The sequence below is a fragment of the Litoreibacter meonggei genome, assembly GCF_003663885.1.
GTDB classification, from domain to species: domain Bacteria; phylum Pseudomonadota; class Alphaproteobacteria; order Rhodobacterales; family Rhodobacteraceae; genus Litoreibacter; species Litoreibacter meonggei.
This window is the reverse complement of record NZ_RCCE01000001.1, coordinates 143,715-162,048: the sequence shown is the minus strand read 5'-3', so window position 1 is coordinate 162,048 and position 18,334 is coordinate 143,715. Positions and strand designations below refer to the sequence as shown.

Genomic DNA, 18,334 nt, shown 5'->3' with positions numbered 1-18,334 from the left:
GCGCCAAGCGATGCCTATCAAAGGCTAAGCGCTGAACAGGAGTTTCGCAGATGGCTATCAAGAAAAACCTTGCCGATTTGGTGGGCAACACGCCCTTGATCCGTTTGAACGCGGCAAGCGAGGCGACGGGCTGCGAAATCTTGGGTAAAGCCGAGTTTATGAACCCCGGCCAATCGGTCAAAGATCGTCCTGCGTTATATATCATTCGCGAGGCGATTGCTTCTGGCGCGTTGAAACCGGGCGGCACGATTGTCGAAGGCACGGCAGGCAATACAGGCATCGGCCTTGCGCTGGTCGGCGCGTCGATGGGATTCAAGGCCGTGATCGTCATCCCTGAGACGCAAAGTCAGGAAAAGAAAGACATGCTGCGCCTTGCTGGGGCGGAGTTGGTCGAAGTGCCAGCCGCACCTTACCGCAAACCCAACAATTTCGTCCGCTATTCCGAGCGGTTGGCGAAAAAGCTGAATGAGACCGAGCCGAATGGCGCGATCTGGGCCAACCAGTTCGACAACGTCGCCAACCGTCAAGCCCATATCGAGACCACCGGCCCTGAAATCTGGGAGCAAACCGGCGGTAAGGTCGATGGATTTATCTGCGCCGTCGGCTCTGGCGGCACATTGGCGGGGATCGCCATGGCGTTACAGCCTAAGGGCGTTAAAATCGGTTTGGCTGACCCGATGGGGGCAGCGCTCTATGACTGGTACACCAAAGGAGAGTTAACCATGGAAGGTGGCTCGATTGCGGAAGGTATCGGTCAGGTGAGGATTACCAAGAACCTTGAGGGGCTGACGCCCGACTATACGTACCAAATCCCCGACGAAGAAGCGTTGCCGATTGTGTTCGACCTGCTGTCCGAGGAAGGGCTGTGCATGGGGGCATCCTCTGGCATCAACATCGCAGGGGCGATCCGGCTGGCCAAAGATATGGGGCCGGGCCACACGATTGTGACGATCTTGTGCGACTATGGCACGCGGTATCAGTCCAAACTGTGGAACCCCGAATTCCTGAAAGAGAAGGGGCTTCCATATCCCGAATGGCTGGCGCGTGCGCCCCAGCCAATGCCGAGTGTTTATGAATAGCATGGCCCGTTTTACAATTTTGCGTGCACTGCTCATTGCACTGACGCTGTGCCTTGGGGTCGTCTCAGGGCCGGGATCGCTTCTGGCGCAGGCCGTGGCAACGGAGACCGGTTCACCTGACTACGGAGCGTGGGAGCGTGATGCCACGCGGGCTACGGACGTGTTGGACGCAGACCGTGCGTCCGTTGAAGGGCTGCAGACCCTGCGGGAGCAGCTCGTCTCGTGGCGAGACCTGTTTTTGCGCCGCCAGAACGTCAACAAGGACCAAATTTCCACTCTTAGAAACCAGATCAGTGCCCTTGGACCGCTTCCGGCAGAGGGGGAAAGCGAAGCTGATGAAATTGCCAATCGTCGTGCGGAGTTGAACAAAGAACTTGATGGCGCGACGGCACCGGTCCGACGGGCAGAAGAGGCTTACACGTTGGCTGACGGTCTGGTTTCGCGACTAGACAGCACTGTACGTGACCGGCAGACCAACCAGATACTGGAATTGAACCCGACGCCGGTAAACCCGGTCTTGTGGCCTAAGGCGGCGGTTTCGCTGGTCGAGGTATGGACCAAAACCGTAGATGAGGTGAAAGCCAATCTGGCGTCTCCGCTTAGGTATGAAGTTTTTAAAGGTAATTTGCCACTGATCGTGGTGCTGCTGTTGGTTGGTCTTGCTTTCGTTATTCGGGGCGGAGCATGGGTCGAACGTGCATTGACTGCTTTGCGCGGAAGCCGGCACTCCAGCCGTGCCCGGGTCAGGGTCGGCGTGTTTCTCACGTCGCTGGTTTCGCTTATTTTGCCAATCTTCGGGTTGATGTTGCTGCTCGAAGCCGCGGATCAAAGCCAGTTGACCGGCACCGCGGGGACGACCGTGCTCGACATCCTGTCAGCCGTTGTCATCATCATTTACGTGGCCCGCTGGCTTGGTCGCCAAATCGCGCCGCCTGCTTACCCTCCGCACCCCGTGCTGATCCTTTCTGAGGGTCAGGGGCTGCAAATGCGCGTCCTGATAAATTTTGCTGGCCTGTTTATTGCCGCGAACGCCGCGATCTCTGGGTTGCTGTTTGCCGATCTGTTGTCAGAGACTGCGGCGTCGGTTCTTGGATTGCCGGTGATTGTTCTGGCGGGTCTGTTCTTGTTCCGTATCGCGCAATTGATGGTGGCCTCAGCGAAAGCGGCGCAACTCCAATTTGCTGATGAAAGCGATACCGAGGAGCAGGGATCAAGCGTCGCTGAGGCATCCAGTGGCTTGGTCTTGCGCTATCTGGGCCGTGCCGCGAGCGCGGTGGCAATCGTTGGCCCTTCTTTGGCCGCGATCGGCTACACATTTGCCGGCAATGCACTGGTCTATTCCAGTTATCTGACGTTGGCTGTGATGGCGGGCGTGGCGATCTTGCAACGACTGGTGCGCGATATCTACGCGATGATCCGGGGCGAAGACGCGGGCTCCAACGGGTTGATCCCTGTCTTGATAGGCTTTGCACTTACGCTGTGCTCCCTTCCACTGCTGGCGTTGATCTGGGGCGCGCGCGTCACGGATCTAAGCGAGGCATGGACGATGATGGCGGCTGGTGTGCAGTTGGGCGACAGCCGCATCTCGCCAGTGGATTTCCTTAAGTTCGCGTTGATTTTTGCAGCTGGCTACGGGCTGACCCGATTGTTGCAAGGCACGCTGAAGACGCAGATTCTGCCGCGTACCAAACTCGATACTGGCGGCCGCAATGCGATGGTGGCAGGGACCGGCTATATCGGCATTTTCCTTGCCGCGCTGATCGCGATTACCAGCGCGGGGATTGACCTGTCATCGCTGGCGATTGTGGCTGGTGCGTTGTCGGTCGGTATCGGTTTTGGTCTGCAAACCATTGTGTCGAATTTCGTGTCGGGCATCATTTTGTTGATCGAGCGACCGATTTCCGAGGGCGACTGGATCGAGGTCGGCGGCACCATGGGGGTTGTGCGTGACATCTCGGTGCGCGCGACTCGGATCGAGACATTCGACCGCCGTGATGTGATTGTCCCCAATGCGGACCTGATCTCCACCTCGGTCACCAACTGGACCAAGGGCAATTTGACGGGGCGGATTATCGTGTCGGTCGGCGTAGCCTATGGGACGGATACCAAACGTGTAGAGCAGATTTTGCGCGAGATTGCCGAAGCCGAGCCGTTGGTGATCCTGAACCCACCACCAAGTGTGCTATTCAGGGGGTTTGGTGCGGACTCGCTGGACTTCGAGATCCGCGCGATTATCCGCGACGTCAACTACGTGGTGAAAGTACCGTCCGAGATGAACCACGAGATCGCGCGCCGGTTCGCCGAAGAGGGGATCGAGATTCCCTTTGCCCAACGCGATGTCTGGCTGCGTAACCCCGAGGCGCTTCAGCCGCCAACGGAGGAGAAAAAGCCTGCGCCGAAGAAGAAACCCGCACCCAAGAAGCCGGCCGCGAAGCAGGGGCCAATGTTATGAGTCTGTTGTTTCGCGAGGACGCCTATCTGAAAGAATCTGAGGCCGAAGTCGTTGGGGTGACCGAGCACGGTGTAATCCTGGATCATGCGCTGTTCTATCCCACTGGTGGAGGTCAACCGGGTGATACGGGGCGTCTGGAGTGGCTGGGCGGTAAGTGTACCATCGTGGATGCCCGTAAGGGCGAGGGCGATCAGGTTGTATTGACTGCGCAAGACGGGGCCGCGACGCCTGAGCTAGGTGCGAAGGTTACCCAGTTCCTCGACTGGGATCGCCGCTACGCGCATATGCGTATCCATACAGCATTGCACCTCTTGTCGGTGGTTATTCCCTTGGGTGTCACCGGTGGCCAAATCGGTGCCGAGAAGGGCCGATTGGATTTTGATATGCGAGAGCCGCCTGAGGATAAGACCGCTGTGGAAATCGCATTGAACACGCTGATTGCCCGCGATTTACAGATTACCGAGCAGTGGATCACCGATGCGGAACTTGAGGCCAATCCCGGTTTGGTAAAAACGATGTCGGTGCAACCGCCCAAAGGCGCAGGGCGGGTGCGGTTGGTGCGAATTGGCGATGATGCCCAGCAGATTGACTTGCAGCCCTGCGGCGGCACGCATGTGGCACGCACTTCAGAGATCGGGCGTGTTCGCATCGGTAAGATCGAGAACAAAGGCCGCAATAATAGACGGGTTAACCTGCATCTGGAAAGCTAGGCTGGTGTCCCCCGGGATGCGTGGCTGACATCTTCTTGAAAAGAGAAGATTTGCCCCTTGCGCTTCCCCTGTGGTTTTGGCTAAACCCTGCGCCACGGACAGGTGGCCGAGTGGTCGAAGGCGCACGCCTGGAAAGTGTGTAGGCGGGAGACCGTCTCCAGGGTTCGAATCCCTGTCTGTCCGCCACCACGCCTTATTGTTTGAGTTAGATTTGTTCGCCTGAAATGTGGGCGAGGATGTTAACCAACTTTCCAGTTGGATCATGCAAATAGACGCGCCGGATACCCCAAGGCTCGTCCGCCAATCGCATTGGAACCGCCGCACTTTCCACTAAGCGATGATGGGCAATGGGTGCGCCGTGTAGTCAAACATGATTTCGCGACCTGAGTGCGGATCACCTAGTCTCGCTTTGAATTTCACCGCGGGGCGCACGCCCCCAATAGCACCAAGTGTTCCGCACAGCATTGCAGTGTTGTCGCTCATTGGCGCACCGTCCATCAGTTCGAGTAGGGGGCGGATCGCGGCGAGTGTACCGGATTGATACGGCACCCATGTGCCGCTCTCTTCGATCCACGACTCCAATGTCAGATCGTCCAACCTGTCTGCCACCTCGTCAAATTGCCAAAGTGCGGTCGCCACCGGCTTGGGGCAAACTTGTTTTGAAGCAGCCACTGACGTGGCTTCCAGCGCGCGGTCGGTATGGTCGGAGCCAAGGCCCAGCCACAATGCCCCATCGTGTTGTATCAACAACGGCTCTGCTTCACCGGAGCTGTCAGGGCCAAGGACTTGCAGCTCCGTCGCCTGAGTAAGCAGGTCTGCCGAGACGCGGTAATAAAGGGGCGTGGTGGATGGAGGCGGAACGCCGATGGCAGCCAGCTCTTCAATGTGATGTGCCACTGCGGCGGTGTCGCGGCCTGTCCAGCCTGCGACAACCAACCGAGTACAGGAAAAGGATAGCGGCCCTGATTGGGTTTCGAATTGCATGGGTTTCTCCGATTTGAGGCGTGGGGTGGCATAGGCTTTGAGCTGAGGCTAACGTGTCGGTGACCCCATGGACAAGGTATCCGCGTGACGCTCGATCAAATTAAAACCTTTCTTTGGGTCGCGCGGCTTGGCGGCTTCCGGCGTGCCGCAGAGCAGTTGAACCTGACGCAACCCGCTATTTCGACCCGTATCGCCACGTTGGAAAGCGAGCTTCGTGTTCAGCTGTTCGAACGAAGCCCCAGGGGGCTGACTTTGACACGACATGGGGCGCTGTTGCTGGGCTACGCGGAGCAGCTGCTATTCGTCCAAGAAGAAATTCACCGCCGGGTGGCGAACGCTGCCGAGATGGACGGGCTGTTTCGAATTGGTGCGTCGGAGACGATCGCGCAAAGCTGGCTGCCTGCGTTCCTCAAAGCGTTTTCCGATGCTTATCCGCGCATCAATGTTGAACTTACAGTCGATATCAGCCGTGACTTACGCGATGCGTTATTGGGACGGCGGTTAGATTTGGCGTTTCTGATGGGGCCGGTGTCGGAGTTCTCGGTCGAAAACGTGACTCTTCCTGACTTCCCTTTGCATTGGTACAAACCTGCTGATCTTGGGGCTGTTGATTTGACCGAAATTCCGGTGATTTCCTTTTCGTCGCAAACTCGCCCCCACCGTGAATTGGCCACCGCCTTGTCACGCAAGGTTGGGCCGAATGCGCGGATATTTGCGTCGGCCTCGCTATCGGCGAGCCTTGAGATGATTGCGCACGGCGTGGCCGTTGGCCCGTTCCCACGTGCACTTGCGCAACGATTGCTGGACGAGGGACGCATAACAGAATTCTTCCCGGATATCGATGTCAGTCCACTGGTGTTCACCGCCTCGTATTTGGGAGAGCCCTATAGTTTTTTGACCGAAAGCAGCGCGGCGTTAGCGCAGGGTGTGGCGCAGGCATGGGATGCAAAATCCGGCAGCTAGGTATTAACAATTTCTATCACTGTTAATCAAAATCAAAAATTTGCTTTACACCCATAACCGTGGTTGGCTTGGTCATCCGAGTTTGGGGGATTATTTTGTCTGATACGATCAGCTACGACAGCCTTCGTGGCGCTACGGCCGCAGACGTGCGCAAGGCCATCCGTTCAGGGGCTTACTCCAAGCACACTGCCGGACTGGCGGCGGGCAAACTGCAATGCAATCTTGCGATCCTTCCCGAGGCCTATGCCCTGGATTTTTTGCGGTTTTGTCAACGTAATCCCAAGCCGTGTCCGGTGGTGGGTGTGAGCGAGACTGGCAGTCCCTATGTGCCCACTTTAGGCAGCGAGATTGATATTCGCACCGACGTGCCGCAATACCGCGTCTATCGTGACGGGGTATTGGCTGAGGAGTTGGATGACATTTCTGACATCTGGCGCGACGATTTGGTGACGATCGCCCTTGGCTGTTCATTCACTTTCGAGAATGCGCTGATTGAGGCGGGCATCAACATCCGCCATATCGAGCAAAACCGCACGGTGCCGATGTATAGCTCTTCGCTGGAACTGGTACCTGCGGGGCCGTTTCATGGCACGATGGTCGTCACCATGCGTCCGATCCCCTATGATCGCGTCGCGGACGCTCTCAAGATCAGTGCGGCGTACCCGCAGGCCCATGGTGCCCCTGTGGCATCGGGGGATCCGGCAGCTATTGGCATCGCCAACCTGAACGCCCCCGAATGGGGTGAGCCGGTCGAGGTCCGTGCGGGTGAACTGCCACTGTACTGGGCTTGCGGCGTCACGCCCCAAAACGTGCTGCTGGACGCGAAACTGCCCTTTGTCATTACTCATAAACCCGGCTGCATGCTCATCGCCGATGTCGGCGAACGCGACGAGCTTAGCAACCACACCTCTCTCACGTCTGTTCAACAAGGAGACTATCACTATGCGTAACATCGCACTCACATTGGCGCTCTCGACCGCATTGGTCGCGCCTGCTACCGCGGAAACTCTTTCGGTCGTCGGATCATGGTCCGGCCTCCCTTTGCACAAGGAATATGAGGCACCGTTCTGGAGCGAGACCCTGCCGGCCGCATCCGGCGGCAAGATCGAAGTCGAACTGACAACCCATAACCAAATGAATCTTGGCCTTGGCGACATCTATCCGCTGCTGGGCCAAGGCGTGTATGACGTGGCTATGACCGTGGGCGACTATGCCGTCTCTGACGCGCCAGAGTTGGAAGGCTTGGACGTTCCCATGATCGCCACTGATGCCGCCACGGCGCGCAAGGCCGTGGAAGCCGCCCGTCCCATGGTGGACGAGATTTTCGCCGAGCGTTTCAACTCCAAGGTGCTGGCCATCGCGCCATACCCACCACAGGTCGTGTTTTGCAACGCAGAGATCGCGTCGCTGGACGATTTGGCCGGCAAGAAAGTTCGTGCGTCTGGCCGTATGACCGCTAAATTCTTGGAGGCTTTGGGGGCGGAGGGCGTGAACGTGTCGTTCTCCGAAGTGCCGGGAGCCTTGCAAAAGGGCGTGGTTGATTGCGCCGTGACAGGAGCCGGTTCGGGCTATTCGGCGGGCTGGTGGGAAGTCTCCACACACCTGCTGCCGATCCCGCTGGGTGGCTGGGATCCGGTTGTTACTGCGATGAACATGGACAAGTGGAATGGCCTCGATGCCGATACCCAGGCATTGATCCAAAGCGAGCTTGCGACAAAGTTCGAAGCCCCCGCATGGGACACGGCACAGGGTGCGCTTGCCAATGACATAGGATGTCTGACCGGGCAGGGCGATTGTACGTCTGGCGACAAACGGTCGATGACTCTGGTCGAAGCCTCCGATGCGGATATCGCTAAGGCCACGGAAATCCTGACCTCCGAAGTGCTTCCCGATTGGGCGGAGCGTGCGGGCGGTGACTGGAAAGACCGTTGGAACGCTTCTGTCGGTGCCGCTGTGGGCGTGACCATCGAGTAAGCCAAACCGCTTCCCCCGAATAAGGAACCTCACGCCATGGCAGACCAGTTCATCGACAGACTGCGCACGCTGAACCGATATGTGGCCTACGCTGTCGGCGTGCTGCTGCTGGCTTGTGCTGCCTTCGTACTGGCCGACATCGTGCTGCGGCAACTGGGGTCCTCGTTCGGGGGGACGGACGAAATCAGCGGTTATGTGATGGCCATCGCCACAAGCTGGGGGATGGCCTACGCGCTGCTGGAATTAGGCCACGTGCGCATCGACCTGATCCGCAGCAAGGTTGCTGCAAAGGGCCGCGCGATGTTCGATCTGCTGTCGATGACGGTGATGAGCGCCACGATCGTACTGATCGCCGTTAAGTGCTGGCCGGTGGTGGCGCGTTCGATCAAGAACAGTTCGACGGCGAACACCCCGTTGGAAACGCCATTGGTCTGGGTGCAGGCCCCGTGGTTTGCAGGCTGGGTTTGGTTCGCGCTGATGTCATGCTTGCTGACGCTGGCCGCCTTGGTACTGGTCGTGCAGGGCAAGTTAGCTGAATCCGAGCGCCGCATCGGTGCCTTTGGCGAGCAGGACCTGCTATGATTGCCTACATTGCCGCCGGTCTTCTGGGGTTGCTGGCTTTGTCGATCCCTGTGGGTATCGTATTGTTCCTACTGGGTTTCGGGGTGGACCAATTTTTCTCGTCCTTTCCGCTGATACGCGGGCTTGGAAACATGGTGTGGTCGTCGTCCAATTCATCTACGCTGATCGCGATCCCGTTCTTTGTACTTCTGGGAGAAATTCTAGTGAGGAGTGGTGTCGCGGCCCGCACCTACGCAGCATTGGATAAATGGGTTAGCTGGATGCCCGGCGGTCTGGTCCACGCCAATGTCGCCACGGCGACCATGTTTTCCGCCACGTCCGGATCCTCGGTTGCCACAGCTGCGACGGTCGCAACAGTGGCCATGCCGCAAGCGGAAAAACTGGGCTATGACCCCAAACTATTTTCCGGCGCGATTGCGGCTGGCGGCACCTTGGGCATCATGATTCCGCCGTCGATAAACTTGATTGTCTATGGCTTTTTAACCCAGTCATCCATTCCGCAGCTGTTTCTTGCCGGATTGATCCCCGGCCTTGGTCTTGCCTTCGCATTCCTAGTGGTCACTGCCGCGATCTGTGTTGTACGACCGGAACTTGGCGGGGAGCGCCGGGTGTTCCCGCTCTCCGAGATGATGGGGGCATTGGCGCATTTGATCCCAATCATCTTGCTATTCACCGTGATCATCGGCTCGATCTATAAGGGATGGGCCACACCCACCGAAGCTGCGTCTGTCGGCGTTGCGGGAGCTTTGGTGATTGCAGCGGTCTTTGGTGGTGTCAGCGTGGCGATGATGGGCGAAGCCATCCTTGGAACCGTCAAGGTCACCTGTATGATCATGCTGATCGTGATTGGCGCGTCTTTCTTGAATTTCACACTTGCCTCTGCCGGGCTGGGCCGCGAGTTGGAGGCCTTTTTGGGCGGTCTGGGCTTGACCCCGCTCAGCACGATCTTGGTGATCGTTCTGATGTATATCGTGCTTGGCTTCTTTATCGAAACCTTATCGCTCATGGTTGTCACCATACCTATCGTCGTCCCGTTGGTGGTCGAGTTGGGCTATGATCCGATCTGGTTTGGTATCCTGATGATTGTGCTGATCGAAATGGCGCTGATCACACCGCCTGTCGGACTAAATCTGTATGTCGTGCAGGGCGCACGCAAATCGGGGCATCTCAACGAGGTGATGGTGGGGGCGATCCCTTACGTTCTTGTCATGCTTGCGATGGCAATCGCGTTGATCGCGTTCCCGTCCATCGCCCTCTTCCTGCCGGAGGCGCTGAGCTAGCTCGGAGAACTGCGTGCCGTGCATATCAATTCACCCGGATTTAATATCTAACATGGAGGTCGCTGCGCCGCCCGTTCCGAAAGTGGCATTGTCACCTCTGACATCTATGTCGCGCCTTGCGGCTATAACGACCTTTTCAAGGGAACCTTGCATCATGTGTGACCGTCACTCGCAATGTCGTGGCTAAGCAGGGATGTGACGTTGGGTTTGACGCAATTTGTGCGTCTAAATTCCGATATTTTGAATAGTAATTTCCGATTGCTAAGAACTTAAATAGCAACATTGACAGTCCCGTGTATTTCCTAGTCTCTCAAAGAAGAATGATGAGGATATCCTATGAAATCGCATGCGCGTGTTGTCGTTATCGGGGGTGGCATTGCTGGCTGCTCCACACTGTATCATTTGACGCAGGAAGGCTGGTCGGACGTTGTGCTTGTGGAGCGCAACGAGCTGACGTCTGGCACGACGTGGCATTCGGCCGCGCAGGTGACAAATTTTGGCATGAACCAAACCATGGTCGGTCTGAAGACGCATTCTATCGAGCTGTATAAAGAGCTGCGCGATGATCCTGATTACCCTGTCAGCTACAACCATGGCGATGGTGGTATCCGCTTGGCCAATACCGAGGCGCAAATGGATGGCTACCGCCACTTCACTTCGATGGCGCGGGGCATGGGGGTGGAATTCGAGGTGCTGGACGCCGCTGAATGTGCGCGGCGTCATCCGTTGATTTCAACCGATAACTTGCTGGGCGGGCTGTGGGATGGAAGCGACGGCGACATTGATCCCGCGCAGCTGTGTCAGGCCTTGGCGAGGCGTGCGCGCAAGGCCGGAGCGGAAGTGTACCGGAACACGCCGGTCACCGCGCTGACGCAGCACAAAGATGACAGTTGGACGGTGCATACGGATCACGGCGACATCACCTGCGAGATCGTGGTGAATGCGTGTGGCTACCGCGTCAATGAAGTCGGGGGGATGATGGGGGTTCAGCACCCTGTGGTGTCGATGGAACACCAGTATTTCGTGACAGAGGAAATCCCCGCGATCCGAGACGCCGGGCACCGGATGCCGCTGCTGCGCTGCCCCATTAGCGATTACTATAGCCGGCAAGAAAAGAACGGCCTGCTGATCGGGTTTTACGAGCAGGATTGCCGGACTTGGGGCATGGATGGGATCGACCCGCATTTCGTAAATGCACTGTGCCCCGATGATTTGGACCGGATCACCGACGTGCTGGAAGGGGCGTTCGCGCGGATGCCGGCGCTGACGGAGGCCGGCATTCATACCATCGTGAACGGCCCAATCACCTACACGATTGACGGCGCACCCTTAGTGGGGCCGATCCCGGGAAAGCGAAATGCCTTTTGCATAATTGGCCTGCGCGCCGGTTTGGGCGAGGGCGGCGGGCATGGGTGGCTTCTGGCGCAGCAGATTGTGCATGGCGAGGCGTGCTACGACACGTGGTGCATCGACCCGCGTCGTTTCACCGGACATGCCAATGTGGAATTGACGGCGTTGAAGGCAATTGAGGACTACCAAAACGAATTCCGCTTTCATTTTCCCAACGAGCATCGCCCAGCGGGCCGCATGGCGAAGACGACACCGCTCACCCCTGTTCTGGCCGCCGAAGGGGCCGAGTTTACCGTCGTAAACGGCTGGGAGCGCGCAGAGTTTTTCAAGCCCTCGGCGGATTTTCACGTCACACACGGCTTTCACTTTGACGAGTCCTTTCCCGTGGTGGCCAAGGAGGTCGACGTGGTGCAAAATGCGGTGGGCCTGTGCGAGGTCAACGGTTTCAACCGCCTCGAGATCACCGGCGCCGACGCCGTGTCGTTCTTAGACCGGATGATCTGTGGCAGGCTTCCGCGCAAGGAGGGACGCGTGGGGTTGGGCTATTTGTTGAACCACCACGGCATGCTCAAAGCCGAAGCAACGATTGCCAATATTCCAGCGTCCGACCGTGGTCCGGCCCGTATCTGGTATGGATCGGCAGCGGCCTCCGAATATCACGATATGGATTGGCTGACCGCCCATATCGGTGCCGATGAGGACGTGCAGATCACCTCACTCACCAATGACATGACGATCCTTGTTCTGGCGGGACCAAAGGCGCGCGATGTCATGCAGATGGTCAGTCGGGCTGACTGGTCACGTGAAGCGTTTCCTTGGTTGTCGGTTCGTGAATGCTTCATTGGCTTTGCGCCTGCGACGGCTATGTTGGTCAGCTTCTCGGGGGAGCTGGCCTATGAGCTGCACATCCCGAACGCGTCTCTTTACGCGGCCTACCTTGCTTTGCGCGAGGCGGGCAGGGCGCATGGGCTGCGCTTGTTCGGGGCACATGCCGTCGAGTCGATGCGTCTGGAAAAGGGTTATCTACATTGGAAGTCCGACCTCTTGACGGAATTCGATCCGTTCGAGACGGGACTGGACCGGTTCGTTCAAATGGAAAAAACCGATTTCATCGGCAAAGCGGCACTTGTCGAACGGATTAAGACGCCGCCGACCAAACATCTGGTCACGCTATGTCTTGATAGCGATCATGCGCCCGCCCATGGCGGCGCATCCGTGATGTCTGGTGATACGGTTGTGGGGACTGTGACGTCTGGTGGGTACGGCCACAGGGTTGGAAAAAACATCGCTTATGCGTTCGTAGAGGCGCGGTTTTCGCAGGTCGGGTGCTGCCTTCAGATTGACCTGTTGGGGCAGCTTGTGTCTTCGGTTGTTTCTGAAAAAGCACTTTATGACGAAGCTTTGCTTCACGTCAGATGCTGAGAGAAGTCAATCAGATCAAGACGTGGTTTGCGGAGTTAGCCACCATGGTAACCCAGTATCGGCACGACCACTTATTGCCGATCGTGCGCAGTCCTCCAAACTTCCAAATCGGACGTCCCTACCTGTCAGACCTTTTCCGTAATGTGCGTATTTTCCAGAATTTGTCATCAAGACTGAAGCGCTGGATGGGAAAACAGGTTCCGTTATGGAGCACCAGCAAATGTCCGGAATGACCTGAACACCCGAGCTTTGAAGCCGGTCTAACGTGCCCTCGGCGGCTATTTCGGCGTGGGTTTTCCGACCGACCGTCACAATCGTTTTGGTTTCGAAATGACAATGCGCATCACCCAAGAGCTGAGCAAATTTTTGACATTCGGACGCAGACGCATGCGGGCTGCCGATTGCGACAAGATCAATCTGATCAGTAGCGACGTTAAAGTCCCGCCAAAGCTGAACCAGATCAGCATGGGTGATATTGAATTGTTGCGCGTGATCGGCAAGCTTTAGCTCTCCTTCGGGCGTATGACCTCGTACATGCAGCATGGGGGCCGCTGAAGTTGTGCCAAAAGCAGCGCAAAGCGCCTTAAGATCGTCTGGTGTCGGCGATGCGGCTTCAAGCCCGGTTAGCACCGGAACGCAATTCGGAGATTTTGCGCCAGCCAGCCACCCAAGCATCGGCCACAGAGCGTCATCAAAATGTGCGGGCAACTCTACACGCAGCTCGCAAACAGGCACTCGATTTTCGGCCAGATAGACGCCTGTGTTTGGCGCGCGGCCGTTCATTGCAATGAACAAATCAAGGTAATCTGGGTGCTTTTGCGTGCGCGCACCTAGTACCGAATTTGCGTATATGACCGCGTTGGATTCCGACCATCCGATTGCTTCATCCTCTACGGGCGCGTCGTCCAGCAAATAAGGCGCACACGTAAATGTCGGGCGTGCGCCCATATTGACGTAGGCATCAGCAAGGCGACTGGCTTTATCGCCAAAATCAGGCACGACACCCTGCGTTCTCCAATTCTCCCGATCTACCGAGATTGCGTTGATAGTGGTTGGAATACAGACCCTGGCCCCCATCTTTTGCATCTTCTCCGCAAAATCCAGATTAGCATCATGCGCTAAAATGCTGCCGTCGATATGCGCCCGTGAAACATCAATTAACTCACGCGCACCTTGTGCTGCTGCCATCAGGCAAATCACTTCCATCGCAACTTTTTTTGCGGTGCCATCACCTCCGCTCAGAATATTCAGGTCGGTATCACTCAGGCTCAAATCTGCTGTCGTTGCCCGTGAAAGCGGGATCGACTGATCAGAAAATTCTAGTGTGTTATTTCTAATTTCTGCCACGCTCACCTTAGACAATGCGTCGTAGACCGTCGGCGCCACACGCAGAACCGCGACGGGGCTGTCAAAAAGTAGCGCTGCAATCATCGCACCAAGAGTTAGAATGTCCTCGGCTTCGTGGAAAACAAGGGCGGCGGGCGCAGTTCCGTTGCGTGCCAGTTGCAACAAGACGCCGCTGCCGCTGCACGACCCTCGAGAGGTTGGCATTAATACGATACGACCCGCAAGCGATGCCCCGTGGTTGGGGTGGTGCGCGTCAATAACCACGCCGGTATCCGGGTCGACACCACCCCAAAAGCTCAACCCTTCCTGACAGGCCAGCACCTCGCCCTTGGTGTCGTTTTGTACAAGCAGAGTGTTTGAGCGGGATGGTTCAGTGGTCATGTGTGGCCTGCTATTGCATGAGGAACGTGGTCGGCGAACATCAGGTCTAAACGCGCACCACAATCGTGCCAGACCGCGTAGATTTTATGGTCTGTCGTGCGAAATGAAACGGGACACAACATCAAATCTTAACCTTCAGCTGAGTATATATCCCAAGCTATGAGCAGTTTGGGTAGGGCCGTTTACCAATCCATATCAACGAACGGCGGGGCGCAAGAAAATACTGACCGACCATCGTTGCCTCCAGCTTGGGGAGTCTTCATGCTCGCTCAGCTTAGTGGTGCATGGACAACGGTTGAGCCAGTAATCGACATCTTCTGTTTAGTCTGCCCAACTTCGAAATGAACCGTTCCCGATGGACAGCTCCTGAGTTGGAGAGTTTGTACGGGTATTGGCAGAGCGAAAACGGCAACTGCGCCAAGATTGATTTCAGCTGATCATGAAGCCGCCCGCGACTTTGGTGTGGATGTCCCTGCACTAAATTGTGCAGAAGTCTTTGCAGGTAGTGTTGCGGCAACGCGTGCTAACCTATCGGCTAAAAGAGCAACAACTGCATTGGAGGGTTGATATGGACGCAACGCATTGGTCGACAGACCTCATCCTGCTGGCTGTCTTGGCAGGTGTTTTTCTTTATTCGTTGCTTACCAATGCGATCGCAAAATCGATCGTGACATTGCCCATCATATTTATGGCCATGGGCTACATTATTTCTCGGCCTATCGAAGCGTCGGCAGAACCGGAAATTCTGAACGAAGGGAAACGTCTGCTGGCAGAGATTACGCTGGTGCTCGTGTTGTTTTCAGACGCGAGCCATGTCCGTCTTAAAACGCTGCGCAAGAACTTCAGTGTCCCGCTGCGCATGTTGGTCATCGGATTGCCGCTGACCGTAGGGCTGGGGATGTTGGTAGCCTACATCTTAAATCCCGAAAGTGGGCTAGCTATGGCGCTTTTGACCGCAGCTGTATTAACTCCGACGGACGCGGCGCTCGGGCAGACTGTTGTTTCAAGCCCCGATGTGCCGGAGGAATTGCGCCAAACAATAAACGTGGAAAGCGGGTTAAACGACGGGCTGGTGCTCCCCTTTGTTCTATTCGGTGCGATTATGGCGTCGGCTGGAATGGAGGGCGCAGATACAGACGGCCTGGCATTCGCGGCAGTGTTGCAGGTCGTTTTGGGGCCAATCGTTGGGATCGCGTTTGGTTGGGGATTTGCCAAGGCGATGGATGTCGCCCAAAACAGAAATCTCATGGCCGAAGCTGCCGGTGGTGTGGCGTTTTTAGCCGTCGCATTTTCCGCCTTCATCGGGTCAGAGATTGTTGGTGGAAACGGGTTCATCGCAGCCTTTGTCGCGGGCATGGCGTTCGGCAATACCTACAAACATGAAATTCACTTCATTGGGGAGTTCATGGAAGGGGTCGGACAACTTTTGACGATGTTCGCGTTTCTCGTCTTTGGGGCGCTGCTCTTGCCGGATGGATTAGAACACATGACGTGGAAGGCCGTTGTGTTGGCCGTGCTGTTCCTGACGATCGTGCGGATGTTGCCTATCTGGCTGTCCCTGCTGGGTACCGGACTTGCCCTACATGAAAAGCTATTCTTGGGCTGGTTTGGGCCACGCGGTCTGGCTTCCATCCTCTTCACACTTATTATGATGGACGAGTTCGAGTTCCCCGGAGAACAGGAACTGCTGGCCTGTGTCTCGATGACGGTTTTCCTGTCGATCATTTTGCACGGTGTTTCCGCGGCCCCGCTTTCAAAATGGATTGGCCATGCCGCTCGGGACAAGTCCGACGTGACCGGAGAAACCGATGGATAAACCTCACGTGAAAACGGCAATACTCGCGCTGATTGTAATTCAGTGAACCAGATGCAAATCGGCTTTGGTGGTGGTTGTCACTGGTGCACCGAAGCAGTGTTCCAAGCGCTTCTGGGTGTCTACAATGTGGAGCAAGGACATATCAAATCCCTCGCCCCGCATGAGAGCTATTCCGAGGCGGTTGTTGTTACGTTTAACCCTGACCTCATTCCGCTTGAGATCTTGGTCAATGTGCATGTTCTGACCCATGCCAGTACGTCCCTGCACAAAATGCGCGATAAATACCGTAGCGCGGTTTATGTTTATTCCGAGAGCCAAGCGGCGGTTGTCCAAGGCCAGATCAAAGCATTTCAAAAGGACTTTGAGGCTCCGATTATTACAATCGTCCTGCCATTTAACGGCTTCAAACCGTCGCCGGAACAGTTTCGAGATTATTACAGATCGAACGCCGATAAGCCTTTCTGTAAAGCTTACATTAATCCGAAATTGAGTAAGATCAGGCAACAATTCAGTCGATATTGTCATCCCGCGAATACCTAGCCGATAAACCGCAACCTCAGGGTCCTTGCGTGGCCTCGGTCGGCAAGCTTTGCGGTTAGTCTTGAACTTTCAATATTCTGATATGCTTTCTCACTTCTGCTTGGACCGCGCCAAAACTGCATAGTCCCCGCGCTTCGAGGATCGGTAGCAGTGCGACAAGTATCTGCGCGGTGGCCATCGCATCGCCCAAAGCTGTGTGTCGTAATTCCGTCGGTATTTCCACGTCCAACCGATCGCAGATAGCATCCAACGTATGTTCTGCAGAGCCGCCGAAAACCACAGCGGATAAGTGCACCGTGTCAAGGATAGGGTTGTCGAACTGAAGGTCTTCGGCAGCGGTGTCACGATGGAGAAAGGCCATGTCGAAAGGCGCGTTATGTGCGACGATAACTGCCCCCCGTGAGAAGCGATGAAACGCAGCGCGGGCTTGTGAAAACGGCGGCGCTTCGGCGACCATACCATCGTTGATGTGATGCACTTTGGTTGAACTGGGTGGAATAGGGCGGCCCGGATTTACCAGTGTTTCGAACACCTCTGTCGCGATGATTTTACCGTTGACGACACGGATCGCACCAAGCTGCACGACGTCATCTTTGTTGGGGTCAAGCCCAGTCGTTTCGCTGTCGAAGACGACGAAGGTCAGATCGCGTAACGCGGTGTCGTTTGGATCGGTCGACTTGCTTTTTTGTAGCAGATCGAAATCATAGACCAACGGGCGTTCGGCATAAGGCGCGAGCGGCTCTAGCATGAGCGTGTAGCCAGCGCCGGCCTCGAAGAGGCGGATATGCCCCGAGTAATTTGCGCCGGAACGACCTTTGATTGCTATCTCGCGCCTGTGGGTCCCGTCGGCTTCCATCTGCGACAGGATTTCGCGGAGGACTGATTCCTCCAGATAGTCGAAAACGGACCCGTTCAGGCGCGCGGGTGCTTCACACTCCATCAGCTCGGCGGCCTGTCCGTCGTAGAGAACGATCTGGTGGTCTTGCGTTGCAACGATAACCGCGACAGGAATGTCTGACAGTATTCGCAGGAGCTGGGCGCGCTGACGTTCGAGCCGCGCGGTTTTCTGGGCAACGGTCTCCGCAGTGGCTTGATTGGCCTGCTCGAGTTTTTGGCGGATGGCAGAGGCGGCAGGGGCCAGATCGCCCAGATACTGCGCGGTTTTCGCGTCTATATCTGCGTTGATATCTGCATTGGCATGGACACGGAATTGGGCCGCCAGATGCTCGATCGGTTTGCTGACGTTTTCATCAAAAAGCCGCCAGATGAAGGTTGCGAGGGCCAGCAACCCGAAGGCAGCGACGATGGCAACGGTTGTGAATGCCGACAGGGCGTCTTGATTGCCCAGTTGACGATATCCCAGCCAGAGCGCACCCAGAACAACCACTATGCCACCGATGCCGATAAGGCAAAAGAACAAGAAGATGCGCAGGCGGAGGCTGAGATGTGTCATG

General features: G+C 56.5%; 14 protein-coding genes and 1 tRNA gene. 12 read left to right on the top strand and 3 right to left on the bottom strand.

Translation table 11 applies throughout. The features are described from left to right. Positions 1-50 precede the first annotated feature (50 nt). The 4 genes from BCF46_RS00695 (at position 51) to BCF46_RS00680 (ending at position 4,427) form a co-directional block, all read left to right on the top strand. Entirely contained in the window at positions 51-1,079 is a 1,029-nt protein-coding gene (locus tag BCF46_RS00695; RefSeq protein WP_121020741.1) for a cysteine synthase A, read from the top strand. 1 nt (position 1,080) lies between these two features. Next, positions 1,081-3,531 carry a DUF3772 domain-containing protein gene (locus tag BCF46_RS00690; protein WP_170157824.1) on the top strand — a complete coding sequence of 817 codons (2,451 nt, stop codon included), beginning with the start codon at positions 1,081-1,083 and terminating at the stop codon, positions 3,529-3,531. Further along, a complete protein-coding gene (locus BCF46_RS00685) occupies positions 3,528-4,241 on the top strand; it encodes an alanyl-tRNA editing protein (RefSeq protein ID WP_121020737.1) in 714 nt (237 codons plus the stop codon). Before BCF46_RS00690 ends, BCF46_RS00685 begins: the two co-directional genes overlap by 4 nt. A 96-nt stretch (positions 4,242-4,337) precedes the next feature. Then, positions 4,338-4,427: transfer RNA gene (locus BCF46_RS00680), tRNA-Ser, on the top strand. Between the two features lie 144 nt (positions 4,428-4,571). Here BCF46_RS00680 and BCF46_RS00675 read toward each other — a convergent pair. Then, a complete protein-coding gene (locus BCF46_RS00675; RefSeq protein WP_121020735.1) occupies positions 4,572-5,225 on the bottom strand; it encodes a DUF2848 domain-containing protein in 654 nt (217 codons plus the stop codon). A gap of 84 nt (positions 5,226-5,309) precedes the next feature. Between BCF46_RS00675 and BCF46_RS00670 the strand changes: the two genes are divergently transcribed. The 6 genes from BCF46_RS00670 (at position 5,310) to BCF46_RS00645 (ending at position 12,796) form a co-directional block, all read left to right on the top strand. After that, a complete protein-coding gene (locus tag BCF46_RS00670; RefSeq protein WP_121020733.1) occupies positions 5,310-6,188 on the top strand; it encodes a LysR family transcriptional regulator in 879 nt (292 codons plus the stop codon). 92 nt (positions 6,189-6,280) lie between these two features. Beyond that, positions 6,281-7,138 carry a putative hydro-lyase gene (locus BCF46_RS00665; protein WP_121022205.1) on the top strand — a complete coding sequence of 286 codons (858 nt, stop codon included), beginning with the start codon at positions 6,281-6,283 and terminating at the stop codon, positions 7,136-7,138. Next, positions 7,131-8,162: a TRAP transporter substrate-binding protein gene (locus BCF46_RS00660; RefSeq protein ID WP_121020731.1), complete on the top strand. Its 1,032-nt coding sequence runs from the start codon at positions 7,131-7,133 to the stop codon at positions 8,160-8,162. The genes BCF46_RS00665 and BCF46_RS00660 overlap by 8 nt, the downstream gene beginning before the upstream one ends. A gap of 36 nt (positions 8,163-8,198) precedes the next feature. Further along, entirely contained in the window at positions 8,199-8,744 is a 546-nt protein-coding gene (locus BCF46_RS00655; protein WP_121020729.1) for a TRAP transporter small permease subunit, read from the top strand. Continuing rightward, on the top strand, positions 8,741-10,024 hold the full coding sequence (locus BCF46_RS00650; RefSeq protein WP_121020727.1) for a TRAP transporter large permease: 1,284 nt from the start codon (positions 8,741-8,743) through the stop codon (positions 10,022-10,024). The genes BCF46_RS00655 and BCF46_RS00650 overlap by 4 nt, the downstream gene beginning before the upstream one ends. A gap of 336 nt (positions 10,025-10,360) precedes the next feature. After that, positions 10,361-12,796 carry a GcvT family protein gene (locus BCF46_RS00645; protein WP_121020725.1) on the top strand — a complete coding sequence of 812 codons (2,436 nt, stop codon included), beginning with the start codon at positions 10,361-10,363 and terminating at the stop codon, positions 12,794-12,796. 15 nt (positions 12,797-12,811) lie between these two features. Here BCF46_RS00645 and lhpI read toward each other — a convergent pair whose 3' ends face one another. Further along, a complete protein-coding gene (lhpI, locus tag BCF46_RS00640; RefSeq protein WP_121020723.1) occupies positions 12,812-14,524 on the bottom strand; it encodes a cis-3-hydroxy-L-proline dehydratase in 1,713 nt (570 codons plus the stop codon). A gap of 568 nt (positions 14,525-15,092) precedes the next feature. Between lhpI and BCF46_RS00635 the strand changes: the two genes are divergently transcribed. Next, entirely contained in the window at positions 15,093-16,340 is a 1,248-nt protein-coding gene (locus BCF46_RS00635) for a cation:proton antiporter (protein WP_121020721.1), read from the top strand. Positions 16,341-16,391: 51 nt separating this feature from the next. Next, on the top strand, positions 16,392-16,880 hold the full coding sequence (locus BCF46_RS00630) for a peptide-methionine (S)-S-oxide reductase (protein WP_121020719.1): 489 nt from the start codon (positions 16,392-16,394) through the stop codon (positions 16,878-16,880). A gap of 55 nt (positions 16,881-16,935) precedes the next feature. On the opposite strand, the gene BCF46_RS00625 is transcribed toward BCF46_RS00630, so the two are convergent. After that, positions 16,936-18,333, bottom strand: a complete 1,398-nt coding sequence (locus tag BCF46_RS00625) for a 3'-5' exonuclease (protein ID WP_121020716.1) — start codon at positions 18,331-18,333, stop codon at positions 16,936-16,938. Between the last annotated feature and the right edge of the window lies 1 nt (position 18,334).